The organism is Jiangella muralis, from assembly GCF_001270745.1.
GTDB lineage: Bacteria > Actinomycetota > Actinomycetes > Jiangellales > Jiangellaceae > Jiangella > Jiangella muralis.
Window position 1 is genome coordinate 249,144 of sequence record NZ_KQ434757.1, and the last position, 15,485, is coordinate 264,628.

The following is a 15,485-nucleotide window of genomic DNA, read 5'->3' on the forward strand; positions in this document are numbered from 1 at the left end:
TATGTCTTGCCATCGGACATTATTAGGTGTTTCATGACCGTAACCCAGAGGCTGTCACCCAAGAACTTTCCACTCTCGACGATGAGAGGTTCGCATGAGAGCAACCAGCATCGGCCGCGGGGCCGCCGCCGTCCTGGCCGGGTCCATCGCGCTCGCCGCCTGCGGCGGTGGCGACGACAGCAGCGGCGGGTCGCAGGCTGCCGACAGCATCACCGTGTGGGTGGTCGAGGACATCGCCGACCGCGTCACCGCCATCGAGGCGATCACCGACGCCTTCAGCCAGTCCTCCGGCGTCGACGTCGAGCTGGTGTCGGTGGCCGAGAACGACTTCGACCAGCTCGTCACGTCGTCAGCGGCGGCCGGCGACCTGCCCGACGTCATCGGCGCGACGTCGCTGGCCGGCGTGCAGTCGATGGCCGTCAACGAGCTGCTGGACACCGAGACGCCGGCGAGCATCGTCGACGACCTCGGCGAAGACACCTTCGCGCAGGCCGCACTCGAGCTGACCCGCGACGGCGACGTCCAGCTGGCGGTGCCCAGCGACGGCTGGCCGCAGCTCATGGTCTACCGCAAGGACCTGTTCGACGCAGCCGGGCTGGAGCCGCCGACGACGTTCGACGCCATCACGACCGCCGCCGAGATGCTGGACGGCGACGCGGTCGCCGGCATCGCCGCGCCGACCATCCCCGGCGACGCGTTCACCCAGCAGAGCTTCGAGTACTTCGCGCTGGGCAACGGCTGCGAGCTGGTCGACGACGAGGGCACCGTCACGCTGGACTCGCCGGAGTGCGCCGAGACGTTCGACTTCTACGCGAACCTCGTCCGCGACTACTCGGTGGCCGGCAACCAGGACGTCGACACCACCCGGGCCACCTACTTCGCCGGCCAGGCCGCGATGGTCGTGTGGTCGTCGTTCATCCTCGACGAGCTGGCCGGGCTGCGCAACGACGCGCTGCCGACCTGCCCCGAGTGCCGGGCCGACCCCACGTTCCTGGCGCAGAACAGCGGCGTCGTCACGGCGGTCCAGGGGCCCAGCGGCGACGAGCCGGCGTCGTACGGCGAGATCACGTCGTGGGTGCTGACCGCGGACTCCGCCACCGACCCGGCGTCGGAGTTCGTCCGGTACGTCATGTCCGATGGCTACGTCGACTGGCTCGCCGTCGCGCCGGAGGGCCGCATCCCGACCCGTCAGGGCACGGCCGACGACCCGGAGGAGTACGTCACGGCGTGGGAGGGCCTGGACGCCGGCGTCGACACGCTGGCGCCGCTCGGCGACTTCTACGACGCCGAGACGCTGGAGACCGTGCGCACCAGTCCGGAGACCATCCAGCGGTGGGGGTTCGAGCAGGGCCAGGGCCAGCTGGTCGGCGCCACGCTCGGCGAGCTGCCCGTCGCGGCCGCGCTGAACGAGCTGGTCAGCGGCAGCGGCACCGGTGAGGAGGCCGCCCAGCAGGCGCAGGACGCCGTCGCCGAGATCCAGCAGAGCCTGGAGTGACGACGGTGCCCCGCACCGACACACTCGCCCGCCAGGAATCCCGGCTGGCGTTCCGGCTGCTCTCGCCGACGCTGCTCATCGTGGTCGTCGTCGTGGTGCTGCCGGTGATCTGGACGATCTCGCTGGCGTTCCAGGACGTCCGGCTGATCAACCTGCGCGACGCCGGGTTCTTCGGCGAGTACAGCCTGGACAACTTCGCGACGGTGTTCGGCTCGGCCGGGTTCTGGTCGTCGCTGTGGACGACGGTCGTGTACACCGTCGGCGCGACGCTCGGCTCGATCGCCATCGGGCTGATCGCCGCGCTGGCGCTGCGCAAGCCGTTCCGCGGCCGCGGCATGCTGCGGGCGGCGATGCTGCTGCCGTACGTCGCGCCCGTCGTCGCCGTGACGTTCGTGTGGTCGGTGGCGCTGAACCCGCAGTTCGGCATCGTCAACGCCTGGGGCACCCGGTTCCTGGGCTGGGACGAGCCGGTGCCGTTCCTGTCGCAGCGCGACTACACCGTCGGCCTGTTCGGGGTGGACGTGACGGTGCCGCTGGCGCTGCTGACGGTCATCGCGTTCGAGGCGTGGCGGTACTTCCCGTTCGCGTTCCTGTTCATCATCGCCCGGCTGCAGGCGCTGCCCGGCGAGCTGGACGAGGCCGCCATGGTGGACGGGACGTCGATCTGGCAGCGGTTCCGCCACATCACGCTGCCGCAGCTGATGCCAGTCATCGCGCTGCTGACGATCCTGCGGTTCATCTTCACGTTCAACAAGTTCGACGACGTGTACCTGCTGACCGGCGGCGGCGCGGGCACCGACGTGGTGTCGATCCGGGTGTACGAGTTCCTGACCGCCCGCACCGACATCGGCGCGGCGGCGGCCCAGTCGCTGGTGCTGGCCGGCGTGCTGGTCGTCTTCATCGCCGTCTACCTGCGGACGGCCGCGGCCCGAGGGGAGACGTCGTGAGCGTGGACACCGTCACGACCGCACCGCCCACGGCGCCGGACCGCCCGCCGTCGCGCCGGCGCCGTCCCCGCAGCCGCGAGGAACGGGTCTGGGGCACCCTGCGGGTCGTCACGATCGTCGGGCTGGCACTGGTCACGATCGTGCCGTTCGTCTACATGCTGGTGCTGTCGGTGCGCCCGATCGCCGAGGTGCTGCTGGAGCCCGGCCGGCTGTGGGTGTCGCCGTCGGAGGTCACCACCGACACCTACCGCGAGGTGCTGACGTCCGTCGACGACGGCGGCCAGGGCTTCCTGCAGTACATGGGCAACAGCGCGCTGGTGGCCACCGTGACCGTCGTGGTGACGCTGGTGGCGTCGGTCCTCGGCGCCTACGCGGTGAGCCGGCTGGCGTTCCGCGGCCGCGGCGCGTCGGGCTTCCTGTTCCTCATCGTCTACCTGTTCCCGCCGATCCTGCTGGCGATCCCGCTGTTCGTGCTGTTCTCGCAGCTCAGCCTCCGCGGCAACCTGCTGGCCCTGGCGATCGTCTACGTGGCGCAGACTGTGCCCGTGGCGATCTACATGCTGCGCAACTACTTCGCGACCATCCCGGTGTCACTGGAGGAGGCGGCGCTGATCGACGGGTGCACGCGCTTCGGCGTCATCCGGCGCATCAGCCTGCCGCTGTCGATGCCGTCGCTGATCGCCACGGGGCTGTACGTGTTCATGATCGCGTGGAACGAGTTCCTGTTCGCGCTGCTGTTCCTGGTCGAGCGGCGCGACAACTGGACGGTCAGCCTCGGGCTGTCGCGGCTGTCCGGGTCGATCGAGGTGCCGACGACGGTGCTGATGGCCGGCTCGGTGGTGCTCACGCTGCCGATCATCGCGTTGTTCTTCCTGGCCGAGCGGATGCTCGTCGAGGGCCTCACCAGCGGCGCGGAGAAGGGATGACGGGGACGACGGCGGGGCAGATCCTGCAGCTGGTCCGCTCCGGCGAGGTGAGCACCCGCCGCGAGTTGCTGGAGCAGACCGGGCTGTCCCGGTCGACGCTGACCCAGCGGCTGGCCATGCTGACGGCGGCCGGCTATCTGAGCGAGGCGGCAGCGCAGCACTCGGGCGTGGCCGGGCGGCCGGCGAAGGGGCTGTCGTTCGTCGACACCGACAAGTACGTGCTGACCGCCGACCTCGGCGCGACGCACGCGCGGCTGGCGCTGCAGGACGCCGCCGGGGCGATCCTGGCCGAGAGCACCAGCCGCATCCGCATCCAGGACGGCCCGGACCCGGTGCTGACGGCGGTTCTGGACGGGTTCGCGGCGCTGCTCGCGTCGGCCGGGCCGGCGGCCCGCGACGGCCTGTGCGGCATCGGCATCGGCGTGCCCGGGCCAGTCAACGTCGCGACGAAACGGCTGCAGCAGCCGCCGATCATGCCCGGCTGGGACGACCACCCGGTGACGACGGTGTTCGAGGCGCGGTTCGGGGTGCCCACCCTGATCGACAACGACGCCAACCTCATGGGGCTGGGCGAGGCGCGACGGTTCCATCCGGACGTGCCGAGCCTGCTCTACGTCAAGGTCGGCACCGGAATCGGCGCCGGGCTGATCATCGGCGGACGGCCGGAACGCGGCATCGCGGGCGGCGCCGGCGACATCGGCCACATCCGCATCGCGCACCCCGTCGCCGGGGCGGTCTGCGCGTGCGGCGCCAACGGCTGCCTCGCCGCGCACGCCAGCGGCGGCGCGCTGGTCCGGCAGCTCACCGACCGCGGCATCGCGGCCGAGACCGCCACCGACGTCGCCCGCCTGGTGCGGGCCGGCAACGCCGACGCCATCGCGCTGGTGCGCACCGCCGGCCAGCTGGTCGGCGAGGTGCTGGCGACGGCGGTGGCGCTGCTCAACCCGGGCGTGCTGGTGATCGGCGGGTCGATGGCGCTGACGCACGAGCACTTCCTCATCGGCGTGCGCGAGTCGCTGTACGAGCGGACGGTGCCGCTGGCCACCCGCGACCTCACCATCACGGCGTCGGCCCTGCAGGACCGCGCCGCCGTCGAGGGCGCCCGCATCATGGTCGTCGACCACGTGTTCTCCGCCGCCGCCGTCGACGCCCGCCTCGGCGCCACCTGACCCCGTCGTCCCGCCGGGATCATCGCTGCCTCAGCGATCAGGAGCCGGTGACCGCCGTCATGCGGATCGAGACGAGGATCCCAGGAATCTCGGCTCCGAGCTTCGCGGCGTAGCGCGCCGGGGGCGGGTCCGAGAACCAGTTGGCGTACTCCTCGTTCATGCCCGGGAAGTCCGCCGGATCGCTCAACAGGATTCCGACCTCTACGACGTCATCAAGGGTGGCGCCCTCTGAGCGAAGCACCGCCTCACAGTTGGCAATCGCCTGTCGCGTCTGCTCCTGAATCGTCGGACCGGCGGGCTCGCCGGTCGCTACATCGACGCCTACCAACCCCGACACGAAGATGTGCTGGCCCGCCTTGATCGCCTGACTGAAGAGCGGCGAGGCCGGGGCCTCCGAGATAGCGATCGCTTCGCGCACGCGACGCAAGGTACTGCGCCCCCTCCGGCGCTGTCCAGCCCCCACGGGCGGTAAGGATGGGCCTCAGTCGGATGAATTCGACGTCGCCATCGAGGTCGCGCATCCGCAGCCCGGCGACGCACGCGTTCAGTCAGGTGAGGGGTGGGAGCTCCGCGTGGACGGCGGCGCGGGCGGCCTTGGCGTCCGGCGCGGCCAGCGCCAGTTCGGCCAGCCGCACGCACTCGGCCCGCGTGACGGAGAGCAGCGTCGCCGCGACCTCGGGGATGGCCCGCGCCGTCATCGACAGGCTGGTCACGCCGAGGCCGGCCAGCACGACGGCGAGCGCGGGGTCGGCCGCGGCCTCGCCGCAGACGCCGACCGGACGGTCCGCCTGCCGGCCCGCCTCCGCCGTCAGGTGCACCAGCCGCAACACCGCCGGCTGCCACCCGTCGCTCAGCTCGGCCAGCTCGCCGAGCAGGCGGTCGGCCGCCATCGTGTACTGGGTGAGGTCGTTGGTGCCGAGGCTGGCGAAGCCGACCTTCGCCATCAGGTGGTCGGGCGTCAGCGCGAGGGCCGGCACCTCGACCATCACCCCGGCGGTGGCCAGGCCGAACGTGGCGGCCCGGGCGACGAAGTCGGCGGCCTCGGCGGGCGTGGAGATCATCGGCGCCATCACCCACACCTCGGCGCCGGACGCCTCGCCCGCCCGGGCGATCGCCTCCAGCTGGTGGTCGAGCACCTCCGGGTGCCGCCACGCGGTGCGGTAGCCGCGCACGCCCAGCGCCGGGTTCGCCTCGGACGCGTCGGTCAGGAACGGCAGCGGCTTGTCCGCGCCCGCGTCGAGGGTCCGGACCACCACCTTCTTGCCGGCGAACGGCGCCAGCACGGCCGTGTACTGCGCGACCTGCTCGTCGACGGTCGGCTCCTCGGCGCGGTCGAGGAAGCAGAACTCGGTGCGGAACAGCCCGACGCCCTCGGCGCCGGCCTCCGCGGCGGCCGCGGCGCCCTTCGGGTCGCCGACGTTGGCCAGCAGCTGGACGCGGTGGCCGTCGGACGTGCGGCCGACGCCGTCGAACGTCAGCACCCGGGCGGCCGCGGCCCGGACCTGCGCGACGATGTCGGCCGGCGGGTCCGGCTGGACCGTCCCGGCGCCGCCGTCGACCAGCACGACGGTGTCCTCGGCGACGTCCAGGATGCCGGGCGCCGCGACGACGGCGGGCAGGCCGAGCGCCCGGGCCAGGATCGCCGTGTGCGACGTCGGCCCGCCGCCCTCGGTCACCAGCGCCAGGCAGGTCGCCGGGTCCAGCGTCGCGGTGTCGGCCGGGGCGAGATCGTGCGCCACCAGGACGAACGGCTCGGCCCGCTCGGGCACGCCCGGCGCCGGGCGGCCGTCGAGCACGGCGACGATGCGGTCGCGGACGTCGGCGACGTCGCGGGCCCGCTCGGCCATGTACCCGCCCAGCGACTCCAGCATCGCCTGCACCTCGGCCGCCGCGTCCCACACCGAGCGGGCCGCCGTCGTACCGTCGGACAGCTTCTTCTGCGCTGCCGTGACCAGCGCGGGGTCGGCCGCCATCAGCGCCGTCGCCTCCAGCACCGCGACGCCGTCGCCGTGTGCCGCCGCCGCCCGCCGCTCGAGGTCGGCGCGGACCTGCTCCGCGGCCGCGGCGATGCGGGCACCCTCGGCCGCGACGTCGGCGCCGTCAGGCAAGGTCGCGCCGGCCGGCGGCTCATCCACCGGATCCGGCATCCGGACCACCGGACCCACCGCGCGTCCGGAACTGACACCCACACCGCTGATCACTGCCACCACTCCTCCTTGCGTGTCCTCACACGATCATCGGCACTTCCCGGCCCGCGTGGGCCGGAAAGTGCCGATGGTCACTGTGGTGCTGGTTACTTCGGCTCGCCGTTCGAGGACGGCCCCGCCGGGGGCTCGGGCGCCGGGGGCGGGCCCGATGACGGGCCGTCCGGGGATGCACCGAGATCCGCCGTGGCGGGAGCGGGCGCCGGCGCGCCGGCCGGGACCTTCTCCTCCTCCTGGACGAGCTCCGCGGCCTCCTCGCCGAGCGAGGCCTCGACCGCCGCCTCGTCGTCATCGCGGCCCGGGGTGCGCAGGTTCCACTTGGTGATCACCCAGCGGAACAGGAAGTAGTAGACCACCGCATAGCCCAAGCCGATGACGATCAACAACAGCGGTTTCTCCGCGATCCGGAAGTTGATCGCGTAGTCGATGAAGCCAGCCGAGAAGCCGAACCCGTCGCGGATGTCCAGCGCGTTGGTGAGCGCCAGTGCCGTTCCCGTCAGGATCGCGTGGATGAAGTACAACGGGAACGCGACGAACAGGAACGAGAACTCCAGCGGCTCGGTGACGCCGGTGAGGAACGAGGTCAGCGCGGCGCCGAGCATGATGCCGCCGACGATCTTCTTCTGCGCGGGCTTGGCGGTCTGCCAGATCGCCAGCGCGGCGGCCGGCAGCGCGAACATCATGATCGGGAAGAAGCCGGTCATGAACGCACCCGCGGTCGGGTCGCCGTTGAGGAAGCGCAGGATGTCGCCCTGGACCGCCTCACCACCCGGCGGGGTGTACTCGCCCAGCTGGAACCACGGGAACGAGTTCAGGATGTGGTGCAGGCCGAGCGGGATCAGCAGCCGGTTGAAGAACCCGTACAGCCCGCCGCCGAGCACGTCGTTCTCGGTGACCCACTCGCCGAGGTTGGTCAGCCCGTCGTTGAACGGCTTGTACAGGAAGCTCATGCCGACGGCGATGAAGATCGCCACGAGCGCGGTGATGATCGGCACGAATCGGCGGCCGCCGAAGAAGGCCAGGTACGGAGGCAGCTTGATCCGGTAGAACCGCTGCCACAGCAGCGCCGCGGTGATGCCCATGATGATGCCGCCGAGCACGCCGAAGTTGATCAGCTCCTGCGTCGCACCCTCGGCGGGCGCGCCGAGGATGTGCGGCGACATCGCGTCGGTGACGCTCTTGTAGACCAGGTAGCCGATCACGGCGGCCAGCGCCGTCGAGCCGTCGGACTTGCGGGCGAACCCGATCGCGACACCGAGCGCGAAGATCAGCGGCAGGTTGTTGAAGATGCCCGCTCCGGCCGCCCCCACGACCTCGGACACCGGCTGCAGCCAGTGCAGCCCGTCGTACTGCGCCAGACCGGCGGGCAGGCCTTCCGGCACGGTGCCGGGCTCGCCACCGAGCATGTCGTTCGAACCGAGGCGCAGCAGCAGGGCAGCCGCCGGCAGGACGGCGATCGGCAGCATGAGGCTGCGGCCGATGCGCTGCAGCACCGCGAGGCCGGGGAAGCCGCGCTTCCCGGTCGCGGTGGCGGTCACCGCGCTCATCAGGCTGCTCCTCTCGTCGTCGTATGGATGCGAGGGTTCACGTGCGTTCTCCTCTACAGGTGGTGTCCGGGCCCGGCACCTGCCGAGCCCGTGGTGGGGGTGCGTTCCAGCGTCATGTGCACCTGGTACCGGTCGGCGCGGTACCACGAGGTGACGTGCTCCATCGGCCGCCCGGCGGCGTAGGAGGTCTTGCGGAACACCAGCAGCGGCGCGGCCGGCGGCACGCGCAGCAGCCGGGCCCGCAGCGGGTCCGCGCCCTCCGCCCACACCGTCTGGGCGGCAGAGTCGAGGACGCGGCCGTAGTCGTGGGCCAGGATCGAGTAGACGGAACTGGTGAGATCGCGCTCGAGCAGCCCGGGTAGCGGCGCGGCCGGCAGCCAGGACACCTCGTGCGCCATCGGGGCGCCGTCGGCCGAGCGCAGCCGCTCGATCCGGTAGGCGCGGTCGGTGACGTCCAGGCCGAGCGCGGCGCGGGCCGGCGGCGGCGCCGCGGTCTCGTCGGCGCCCAGCACCACGGTCGACGGCTTGTGCCCGCGGCGGCGCATGTCCTCGGTGAACGAGGACAGGTGCATCTGCGATTCGATGCTGGCCGCCGCGACGAACGTGCCCTTCCCGCGCACGCGGTAGAGGCGGCCCTCGGCGACGAGGCGCCCGACGGCCTCGCGTACTGTGGCACGGCTGACCTTGAAGCGGGCCACCAGCTCGCGTTCGGAGGGCACCGGTGCGTCGGGCACCAGCTCGCCCTCGATCATCGCGAGCAGGATCTCCCTCAGTTGCCGGTGTTTGGGCACCGGTCCGTCGACCACGTTCACGGAGACCCCTCTTTCCCGACATCTCGGTCAGTGGTAGGAACTGGTCTAGATGACTTGACCAGTGGCCCATACAATGTGGCTGCACCTCGAACTTGTCAAGGGGTGTGTACCGAATCGACCGGCCGGCCGGATGCCCGGTGGCCCCGACCCGATGCGAGTCCTGTGCTGTCCTTGCGCCGATCGACGCTCAAGTACCTGCAGGTGCGCGACTACCTGCGGAGTCTCGTCGTCAGTGAGCTGCGTCCGGGCGACCCCGTCCCGTCAGAGCGCATGCTGTGCGAGCGGTTCGCCGTGTCCCGCATGACGGTGCGCCAGGCCGTCGACGCACTGGTCGTCGAGGGCGTGCTGGAACGCGTCCAGGGCCGCGGCACGTTCGTCGCGCCGCCCAAGGTCGACCTGCAGGTCCGGCTGGCGTCGTTCACCGAGGAGATGACCCGCCGCGGCATGACCGCCGGCGTCAAGGTGCTCGCGTCCGAACTGGTGCGGGCCGAGCCCGACATCGCCGAGGCGCTCAAGGTCGCGCCCGGCGAGCAGTTGGTGCACCTGCACCGGCTGCGCTACGCCGACGACGAGCCGATGGCCGTCGAGCACACCTGGCTGCCCGCCGACCGGCTGCCCGGCTTCCTCGACGGCGGCACCCCTGACAGCGTGTACGTCGAACTGGACGCCCGCGGGCTGATCCCCGACTGGGGCGAGGACACCATAGACGCCGGCGAGGCCGACCACGAGGAGGCCAAGCTGCTGATGATCAAGCCCGGCAAGCCGGTGCTGCGCATCTCGCGGCGCGCGTTCACCGGCGACTCCGCCATCGAGTACAGCCGGTCCGCGTTCCGGTCCGACCGCTACACCCTGTGGGTGCCGGTCGCCCGGCCGCAACCGGCGGTGGTGCCGCGCAAACGCACCGAAGAGACCGGCGCCGCCGCACCCGGCGCCACCACCTGAAACCCGTCCACGTCACCGACCCACCCCGACAGGAGAGATCGCCTCGTGACCCACACGATCATGGCCCGTGAGATCGCCGAGCAGCCGGAGGCGCTGGCCCGTACCTTCGAGTCGCTGCTGCCGCTGCGCGCGGAGCTGAAGGCGCTGGCCGCGGACCGCCGCGTGGTGCTGTTCGTCGCCCGCGGGTCGTCGGACAACGCCGCGATCTACGGCCGGTACCTGCTCGAGGTGCACGCCGGCGTCCCGGGCGGGCTGGCCGCGCCGAGCGTCGCCACGCACTACCACTCCGACCTCGACCTGTCCGAGGCGCTGGTCGTGTCGGTGTCGCAGTCCGGTGAGACCGAGGAGATCGTCGAGACCCAGGCGTGGGCCGCCGCGCACGGCGCCCGCACCATCGCCGTCACCAATGACGGCGACAGCGCGCTGGCCGGCGCCGCCGACCTCGCGCTGGTGACCCGCGCCGGCGCCGAGAAGGCCGTGCCCGCGACGAAGTCGTACCTCACCCAGCTGGCCGCGATGGTGGTGCTGGCCGACTCGCTCGCCGCGAAGCCCGGCACGCTCGACCCCGAACTCGACCGCGTGCCCGACGAGGTGCAGCGGCTGATCGAGCGACGCGAGGGCATCGACGAGGCGGCCGAGCGGCTCGCGTCCACGCCGGAGACGCTGGTCAGCGGCCGCGGCATCACGTTCGGCACCGCGCTGGAGGCGGCGCTGAAGCTGGAGGAGACCTGCCTGCGGCCGGTGCGCGGGCTGTCCTACGCCGACCTGCGGCACGGCCCGATCGCCGTCGTCGACGCCGAGCACGTCGCGCTGCTGGTGTCGGCCGCCGACGGGCCGATGGTGGCCGGCATGACCGAGCTGGCGCACGACCTGCGCCGCCGTGGCGCCGCCGCGACCATCGGCATCGGCGGCGACATCGGGTTCGCCGACGCCGTCGACGTCTCCGTGCCGGGGCCGGCGCTGCGTGAGCTGGTGGCGCCGCTGGCACTGGTCGTGCCGGCCCAGTTGACCGTCGAGGCGCTGGCGCGCAGGCTCGGGCTCGACCCGGACGCGCCCCGCGGACTCTCGAAGGTCACCCAGACCGACCCGGCCGGCAGCTGAGCCGGCCGCTCGCATCGTCAATCGGAGGGGACACATGGACAAGGCCGAGCAGATCCTGAAAGCGCTGGGCGGCGCCGGCAACATCGTCGAGATCGAGCCGTGCGCCACACGGCTGCGCACCGAGGTCCACGACGCCGCGCTGGTCGACGAGAAGGCACTCAAGGCGGCCGGCGCGTTCGGCGTCATCTCGGCCGGCCAGGTCGTCCAGGTCGTCGTCGGGCCAGAGGCTGACACCATCGCCACCGACATCGAGGATCTGATGTGACGCAGTTCGACGTGCTGTCGCCGGTGCCCGGGCGGGTGATCGAGCTGGCCGACGTGCCGGACCCGGTCTTCGCCCAGGCACTGGTCGGCCCCGGGCTGGCAGTCGACCCCGACCGGTCCGGCCCGGTGACGGCGGTCGCGCCAGTGCCGGGGCGGCTGGTCAAGCTGCACCCGCACGCATTCGTCGTCCAGACCGACGACGGCGCGGGCGTGCTCACCCACCTCGGCATCGACACCGTCCAGCTGGCCGGCGAGGGTTTCCGGCTGCACGTCGCCGAGGGCGACGTCGTGGCCGCCGGTGCCGCCGTCGTCACCTGGGACCCAGCCGCCGTCGAGGCGAGCGGCCGGTCGCCGGTGGTGCCGGTCGTCGCGCTGGAGGCCACGCCCGGCCAGCTCGGCGGGTTGCGCGCCGCCGGCCCGGCCGAGGCGGGCGACGTCCTGTTCACGTGGGCGCGGTGAGCGCCGGGCTCGACGCGGCGCTCATCGGCCGGCGGGCCGCGCTGCTGGACCTCGACGGCACCCTGGTCGACAGCGAGCCGGCCAACCAGGCCGCCTACCGGTCGTACTTCGCCGCCCGCGGCTGGGACGTCGGCCCGGACGTGCTGCGCGCGTTCGCCGGCCGCCGCGGCGCCGAGGTGTTCGCCGAACTCGACGGGCCGTGGACCGGGGAGGACGCCTCCGCTCTGGTCGACGATGTCGTGGCGCGGCTGGACCACCAGTCGCACCCGCCGCGGCCGGTGCCCGGCGCGGCCGAACTGATCCGCCGCCTGCACGCGGCCGGCATCCCGGTCGCGCTGGTGACGTCGGCCGGACGGGGGTGGGCGGAGCGCGCGGTCGGCGACGTCCTCGGCGTCCGCGACCTCTTCGCCGCGTTCGTCACCGCCGAGACGACGTCCGCGGGCAAACCCGACCCGGCGCCCTACCTCGCCGGCGCCGCCGCCCTCGGCGTCGACCCGTCCGACGCCGTCGCGCTGGAGGACACCGTCGCGGGCGTGCACTCGGCGCTGTCCGCCGGCGTCGGCCTGGTCATCGGCATCGGCACCGGCGCCCCGTCCGGCCTCCTGCTCGACGGCGGCGCGGGGCGGGTGGTCTCCGGACCGGCGGAGCTGCTGCGGTCCTGACCACGCGGTTTGGCCGACGTCCGGGCGGGTATGGGCTCGGGCAGACTACGGAGGAGGTCGGGAGCCATGTTGATCGTGCTCGCACTGCTCTTGTTCGCCGTCGCCGGCGCCGCCGTGTACGTGATCGCGGCGGACGGCACCGGTGACGTGCTGCTGGACTCGCTCGGCCTGAACGCCACCATCCCGGTCTGGGGCGTGTTCGTCGCCGGCGCCGTGACGGTGCTCGTGGTGCTCGTCGCGGTGGCCGCGCTCGCCGCCGGCCTGCGGGCCGCCCGGGCACGGCGGACGGAGATCCGCTACCTGCGTCAGAAGGTGGCCCACCAGGACCTGGCCGACGACCGCTCCGGCGCCGACCGCCCGGCGACGACGATGCCGGCGGCAGGCGCCGAGCTGGGCGGCCCCGGCCGGGCTGGCGTCGGCACTGCCGATGGTGGCGCAGGTGCAGGTGGTGGCGCTGGGACTGGTGCCGCCGACGCGCCGGCCGGCGAGGACGGCAGGACCGGCCGGCTGAGCCGCTGGCGCCGTCGACGGACCGACGACAGCGACACCGGCCAGTCGACGTCGAGTGTCAGTGCCCGCCCGTAGGGTGGGACTCCCTCCCAGCCGGGCGGGCCATGCACCCGGCTCCGAACGTGACCTGGCGCGGCGTCGGTAGCGAGGCGCACGTCGACGCCGGCAGGGCAGGACGAGCGGCGCCTGGGCCGGGGCGGGAGCGGGCGACAGGCCCGGCTTGCGGCGTCAGACCGGCCGAATGGGGCGGGCTGACGCCGCGCGAGATGGCGGTTCTGCGCCCGGGCCTGACACGAGCCGGGCACAGGGGTCCACACCGGCCGATCCACCCGCTAGGCTCCGACGACCATCGGCCGCCGGCAATGGCGCCGGCGGCCGATGCCCGCGACCGTGCCCGAGACCGGTAACGACGCCCGCGGCCGGTGACCACGACCGACGCCCGCGACCGACGTCGACGGCCGATGACCCGCGACCGCGGCTACGGGCGGGGCGCCGGCTGCAGTCCGCCGGGCAGTTCGTAGCCGTCGTCCCAGAGGAAGCGGCCGGCGGAGTCGTCCCAGATGAGCTGGAGGACGGGCACCGGGTCGGCCGGGCCGCGGTGGTAGTAGCGCTGCGCCGACCCGAGTACCGGCGGCTCGTCGCCGTCGTGGAAGGGGAACAGCTGCAGCCGGTGCGACCAGCCGGACAGGCGCAGCGGCCGGCCCGGGCCGAACCGTTCGCCGTCGCGGACGCGGTCGCCGAACTGGTTCAGCACCCAGGCGCTGGCCTGGAGGTCGAGCCCGTACACCAGCAACTCGGGGTGGCCGAACCCGTACAGCCCGACGGTGTAGGCGAACGGCGGAGCGCCGGCCGCGTACTGGACCGCCCAGCCATGCCGGCGTACGGTGTCGCGCAGCCACGCGTCCTCCTGGTCCTGCCACTGCTGCAGCTGAAGCGACGTGCACGCATCCAACGCCATGGTTCGACCTCCGGGGAAAAGACTCACTGGAACAGGAGTTCGAACACTAGCAGCGGCCACCGACAACGTCCGAGTGAATGCCTCGACGAACACAGGCCGCGAAACTGGGCCGCGCCGGCATGTCGAGAACGTCGCGCCGGCTCCGTCCCAGGGGTGAGCGGCCACGACGAGGCCGCGTCACGAGAGGACACCATCATGCAGCCGAACGAGATCGCCGAGATCCTGAACCGCCCGCTCAGCCAGGAGTTGCTGGCCCGCGACATCACCCGGCTGGCCTACGTGGCGGCCGACGGCACACCGCGCACCGTCCCGATCGGGTTCACCTGGAACGGCACCGAGATCGTCATGTGCACGACGACGAACGCGCCGAAGCTGGCCGCCCTGCGGCAGAACCCGGCGGTCGCGCTGACGATCGACACCGAGGTGCACCCGCCGAAGATCCTGCTGCTGCGCGGCCGCGCCGAGCTGGACCTCGTCCAGGGCATCCCGGAGGAGTACCTGGAGATGAACGGCAGCTACGAGATGACGCCCGAGCAGCGGGTCGTGTGGGAGGCCGAGGTCCGCTCGCTCTACGACGCGATGGTGCGCGTCGTCGTGACGCCGACGTGGGCGAAGCTGATCGACTTCGAGACGACCCTGCCGAGCGCCGTCGAGGAGCTGGTGCGGCAGCGGGCCGAGCGCCAAGGAGCCCCCGGCTTCTCCATGATCATCTAAGTTTTGGGGCGTGATAGCGCCGCAAAACTTGGATGATCATGAAGTGCACCTGAGCGCTCACTCCTCGCCGGCCAGCGAGAGCACCCGCAGCCGCTGGCCGGCGTACCAGGTGGCGCCGACGATGACGACGGCCAGCAGGACCCCGGCCACCGCGAGCCGCACGTCGGACGACACGAGGTCGCGGGTGCTGATCGCCTCGGTGAGCGACAGCGACCACTGTTGCACGCTCAGCGTCCGCGCGCCGGGGACGAACGAGCCGAGCAGCCCTTCCCAGATCAGCGCGTACGCCAGCCCGTACACGACCGCGTGCCGGGTGACGACGGACAGCAGCAGGAAGATCGCGCTGTACGCCACCGACGCGACCAGCGCCGCGGCGCCGAAGCCGAGCGCGATACGGCTGGCCGTGCCGGACATCACCAGGCCGGCGACGAACGTCGGCACGGCGGCGAACAGCACCGTCGCGCAGGCGGCGACGAGGAACTTGCTGAGGATGATCCGCGGCCGTGCGATCGGCTTCGACAGCACGTAGACGATGGAGCCGTCGTCGATCTCGGGGCCGATGACGCCGGTGCCGACGATCAGCCCGAACAGCGGCACCAGCGCGGCCACGGCGACGGCGCCGAGGAAGTCGGCGGTGATCTGGTGGTCGACGCCGACGGTGACGCGCAGCAGCACCGCCATGGCGAGCAGCAGCACCGACATCAGCAACAGCAGCCAGGCCCGCCGGCCCCCGAGCAGCGCTCGGTAGGTCAGCCGGACAACGGTCCCGTTCATG

At 72.4% G+C, this 15,485-nt stretch carries 17 protein-coding genes; 11 read left to right on the top strand and 6 right to left on the bottom strand.

Annotation, left to right across the window (positions count from 1 at the left end; genetic code table 11):
* Positions 1-94 precede the first annotated feature (94 nt).
* The 4 genes from ACW62_RS14625 to ACW62_RS14640 all read left to right on the top strand — a co-directional run bounded on the left by ACW62_RS14625 (position 95) and on the right by ACW62_RS14640 (position 4,537).
* Entirely contained in the window at positions 95-1,495 is a 1,401-nt protein-coding gene (locus ACW62_RS14625) for an ABC transporter substrate-binding protein (protein ID WP_053204834.1), read from the top strand.
* 5 nt (positions 1,496-1,500) lie between these two features.
* The gene (locus ACW62_RS14630; protein ID WP_205629356.1) at positions 1,501-2,442 is read left to right on the top strand and encodes a carbohydrate ABC transporter permease; all 942 of its coding nucleotides are present in this window, start codon (positions 1,501-1,503) and stop codon (positions 2,440-2,442) included.
* Positions 2,443-2,540: 98 nt separating this feature from the next.
* Positions 2,541-3,368, top strand: a complete 828-nt coding sequence (locus ACW62_RS14635; protein ID WP_053204922.1) for a carbohydrate ABC transporter permease — start codon at positions 2,541-2,543, stop codon at positions 3,366-3,368.
* A complete protein-coding gene (locus tag ACW62_RS14640) occupies positions 3,365-4,537 on the top strand; it encodes an ROK family transcriptional regulator (protein WP_053204836.1) in 1,173 nt (390 codons plus the stop codon). Before ACW62_RS14635 ends, ACW62_RS14640 begins: the two co-directional genes overlap by 4 nt.
* A 37-nt stretch (positions 4,538-4,574) precedes the next feature.
* Here the strand turns inward: ACW62_RS14640 and ACW62_RS14645 are convergent, their stop codons facing one another.
* From ACW62_RS14645 to ACW62_RS14660, 4 genes are all read right to left on the bottom strand, one after another.
* The gene (locus ACW62_RS14645; protein WP_053204837.1) at positions 4,575-4,955 is read right to left on the bottom strand and encodes a RidA family protein; all 381 of its coding nucleotides are present in this window, start codon (positions 4,953-4,955) and stop codon (positions 4,575-4,577) included.
* Positions 4,956-5,085: 130 nt separating this feature from the next.
* Positions 5,086-6,744: a phosphoenolpyruvate--protein phosphotransferase gene (gene ptsP, locus ACW62_RS14650; RefSeq protein ID WP_205629358.1), complete on the bottom strand. Its 1,659-nt coding sequence runs from the start codon at positions 6,742-6,744 to the stop codon at positions 5,086-5,088.
* 86 nt (positions 6,745-6,830) lie between these two features.
* Positions 6,831-8,288: a PTS transporter subunit EIIC gene (locus tag ACW62_RS14655; protein ID WP_083459756.1), complete on the bottom strand. Its 1,458-nt coding sequence runs from the start codon at positions 8,286-8,288 to the stop codon at positions 6,831-6,833.
* A gap of 53 nt (positions 8,289-8,341) precedes the next feature.
* A complete protein-coding gene (locus ACW62_RS14660) occupies positions 8,342-9,040 on the bottom strand; it encodes a GntR family transcriptional regulator (RefSeq protein WP_083459778.1) in 699 nt (232 codons plus the stop codon).
* A 222-nt stretch (positions 9,041-9,262) separates the two neighbouring features.
* On the opposite strand from ACW62_RS14660, the gene ACW62_RS14665 reads away from it, so the two are divergent.
* The 6 genes from ACW62_RS14665 (at position 9,263) to ACW62_RS14690 (ending at position 13,113) form a co-directional block, all read left to right on the top strand.
* Positions 9,263-10,042, top strand: coding sequence for a GntR family transcriptional regulator (locus ACW62_RS14665; RefSeq protein WP_420843580.1), 780 nt, complete (start codon positions 9,263-9,265; stop codon positions 10,040-10,042).
* 60 nt (positions 10,043-10,102) lie between these two features.
* On the top strand, positions 10,103-11,143 hold the full coding sequence (locus ACW62_RS14670) for an SIS domain-containing protein (RefSeq protein WP_053204924.1): 1,041 nt from the start codon (positions 10,103-10,105) through the stop codon (positions 11,141-11,143).
* A 34-nt stretch (positions 11,144-11,177) separates the two neighbouring features.
* Positions 11,178-11,408 carry a PTS sugar transporter subunit IIB gene (locus ACW62_RS14675; RefSeq protein WP_053204840.1) on the top strand — a complete coding sequence of 77 codons (231 nt, stop codon included), beginning with the start codon at positions 11,178-11,180 and terminating at the stop codon, positions 11,406-11,408.
* Entirely contained in the window at positions 11,405-11,866 is a 462-nt protein-coding gene (locus ACW62_RS14680; RefSeq protein ID WP_240477313.1) for a PTS sugar transporter subunit IIA, read from the top strand. The genes ACW62_RS14675 and ACW62_RS14680 overlap by 4 nt, the downstream gene beginning before the upstream one ends.
* Entirely contained in the window at positions 11,854-12,528 is a 675-nt protein-coding gene (locus ACW62_RS14685) for an HAD family hydrolase (RefSeq protein ID WP_053204841.1), read from the top strand. Before ACW62_RS14680 ends, ACW62_RS14685 begins: the two co-directional genes overlap by 13 nt.
* Positions 12,529-12,594: 66 nt before the next feature.
* Complete coding sequence (locus ACW62_RS14690; RefSeq protein WP_053204842.1) at positions 12,595-13,113, top strand: hypothetical protein; 519 nt, start codon at positions 12,595-12,597, stop codon at positions 13,111-13,113.
* A gap of 403 nt (positions 13,114-13,516) precedes the next feature.
* Here the strand turns inward: ACW62_RS14690 and ACW62_RS14695 are convergent, their stop codons facing one another.
* The gene (locus ACW62_RS14695) at positions 13,517-13,996 is read right to left on the bottom strand and encodes a DUF4262 domain-containing protein (RefSeq protein WP_053204843.1); all 480 of its coding nucleotides are present in this window, start codon (positions 13,994-13,996) and stop codon (positions 13,517-13,519) included.
* A gap of 195 nt (positions 13,997-14,191) precedes the next feature.
* On the opposite strand from ACW62_RS14695, the gene ACW62_RS14700 reads away from it, so the two are divergent.
* Complete coding sequence (locus tag ACW62_RS14700) at positions 14,192-14,710, top strand: pyridoxamine 5'-phosphate oxidase family protein (RefSeq protein ID WP_053204926.1); 519 nt, start codon at positions 14,192-14,194, stop codon at positions 14,708-14,710.
* A 57-nt stretch (positions 14,711-14,767) separates the two neighbouring features.
* Here the strand turns inward: ACW62_RS14700 and ACW62_RS14705 are convergent, their stop codons facing one another.
* On the bottom strand, positions 14,768-15,484 hold the full coding sequence (locus tag ACW62_RS14705) for an ABC transporter permease subunit (RefSeq protein ID WP_053204844.1): 717 nt from the start codon (positions 15,482-15,484) through the stop codon (positions 14,768-14,770).
* Between the last annotated feature and the right edge of the window lies 1 nt (position 15,485).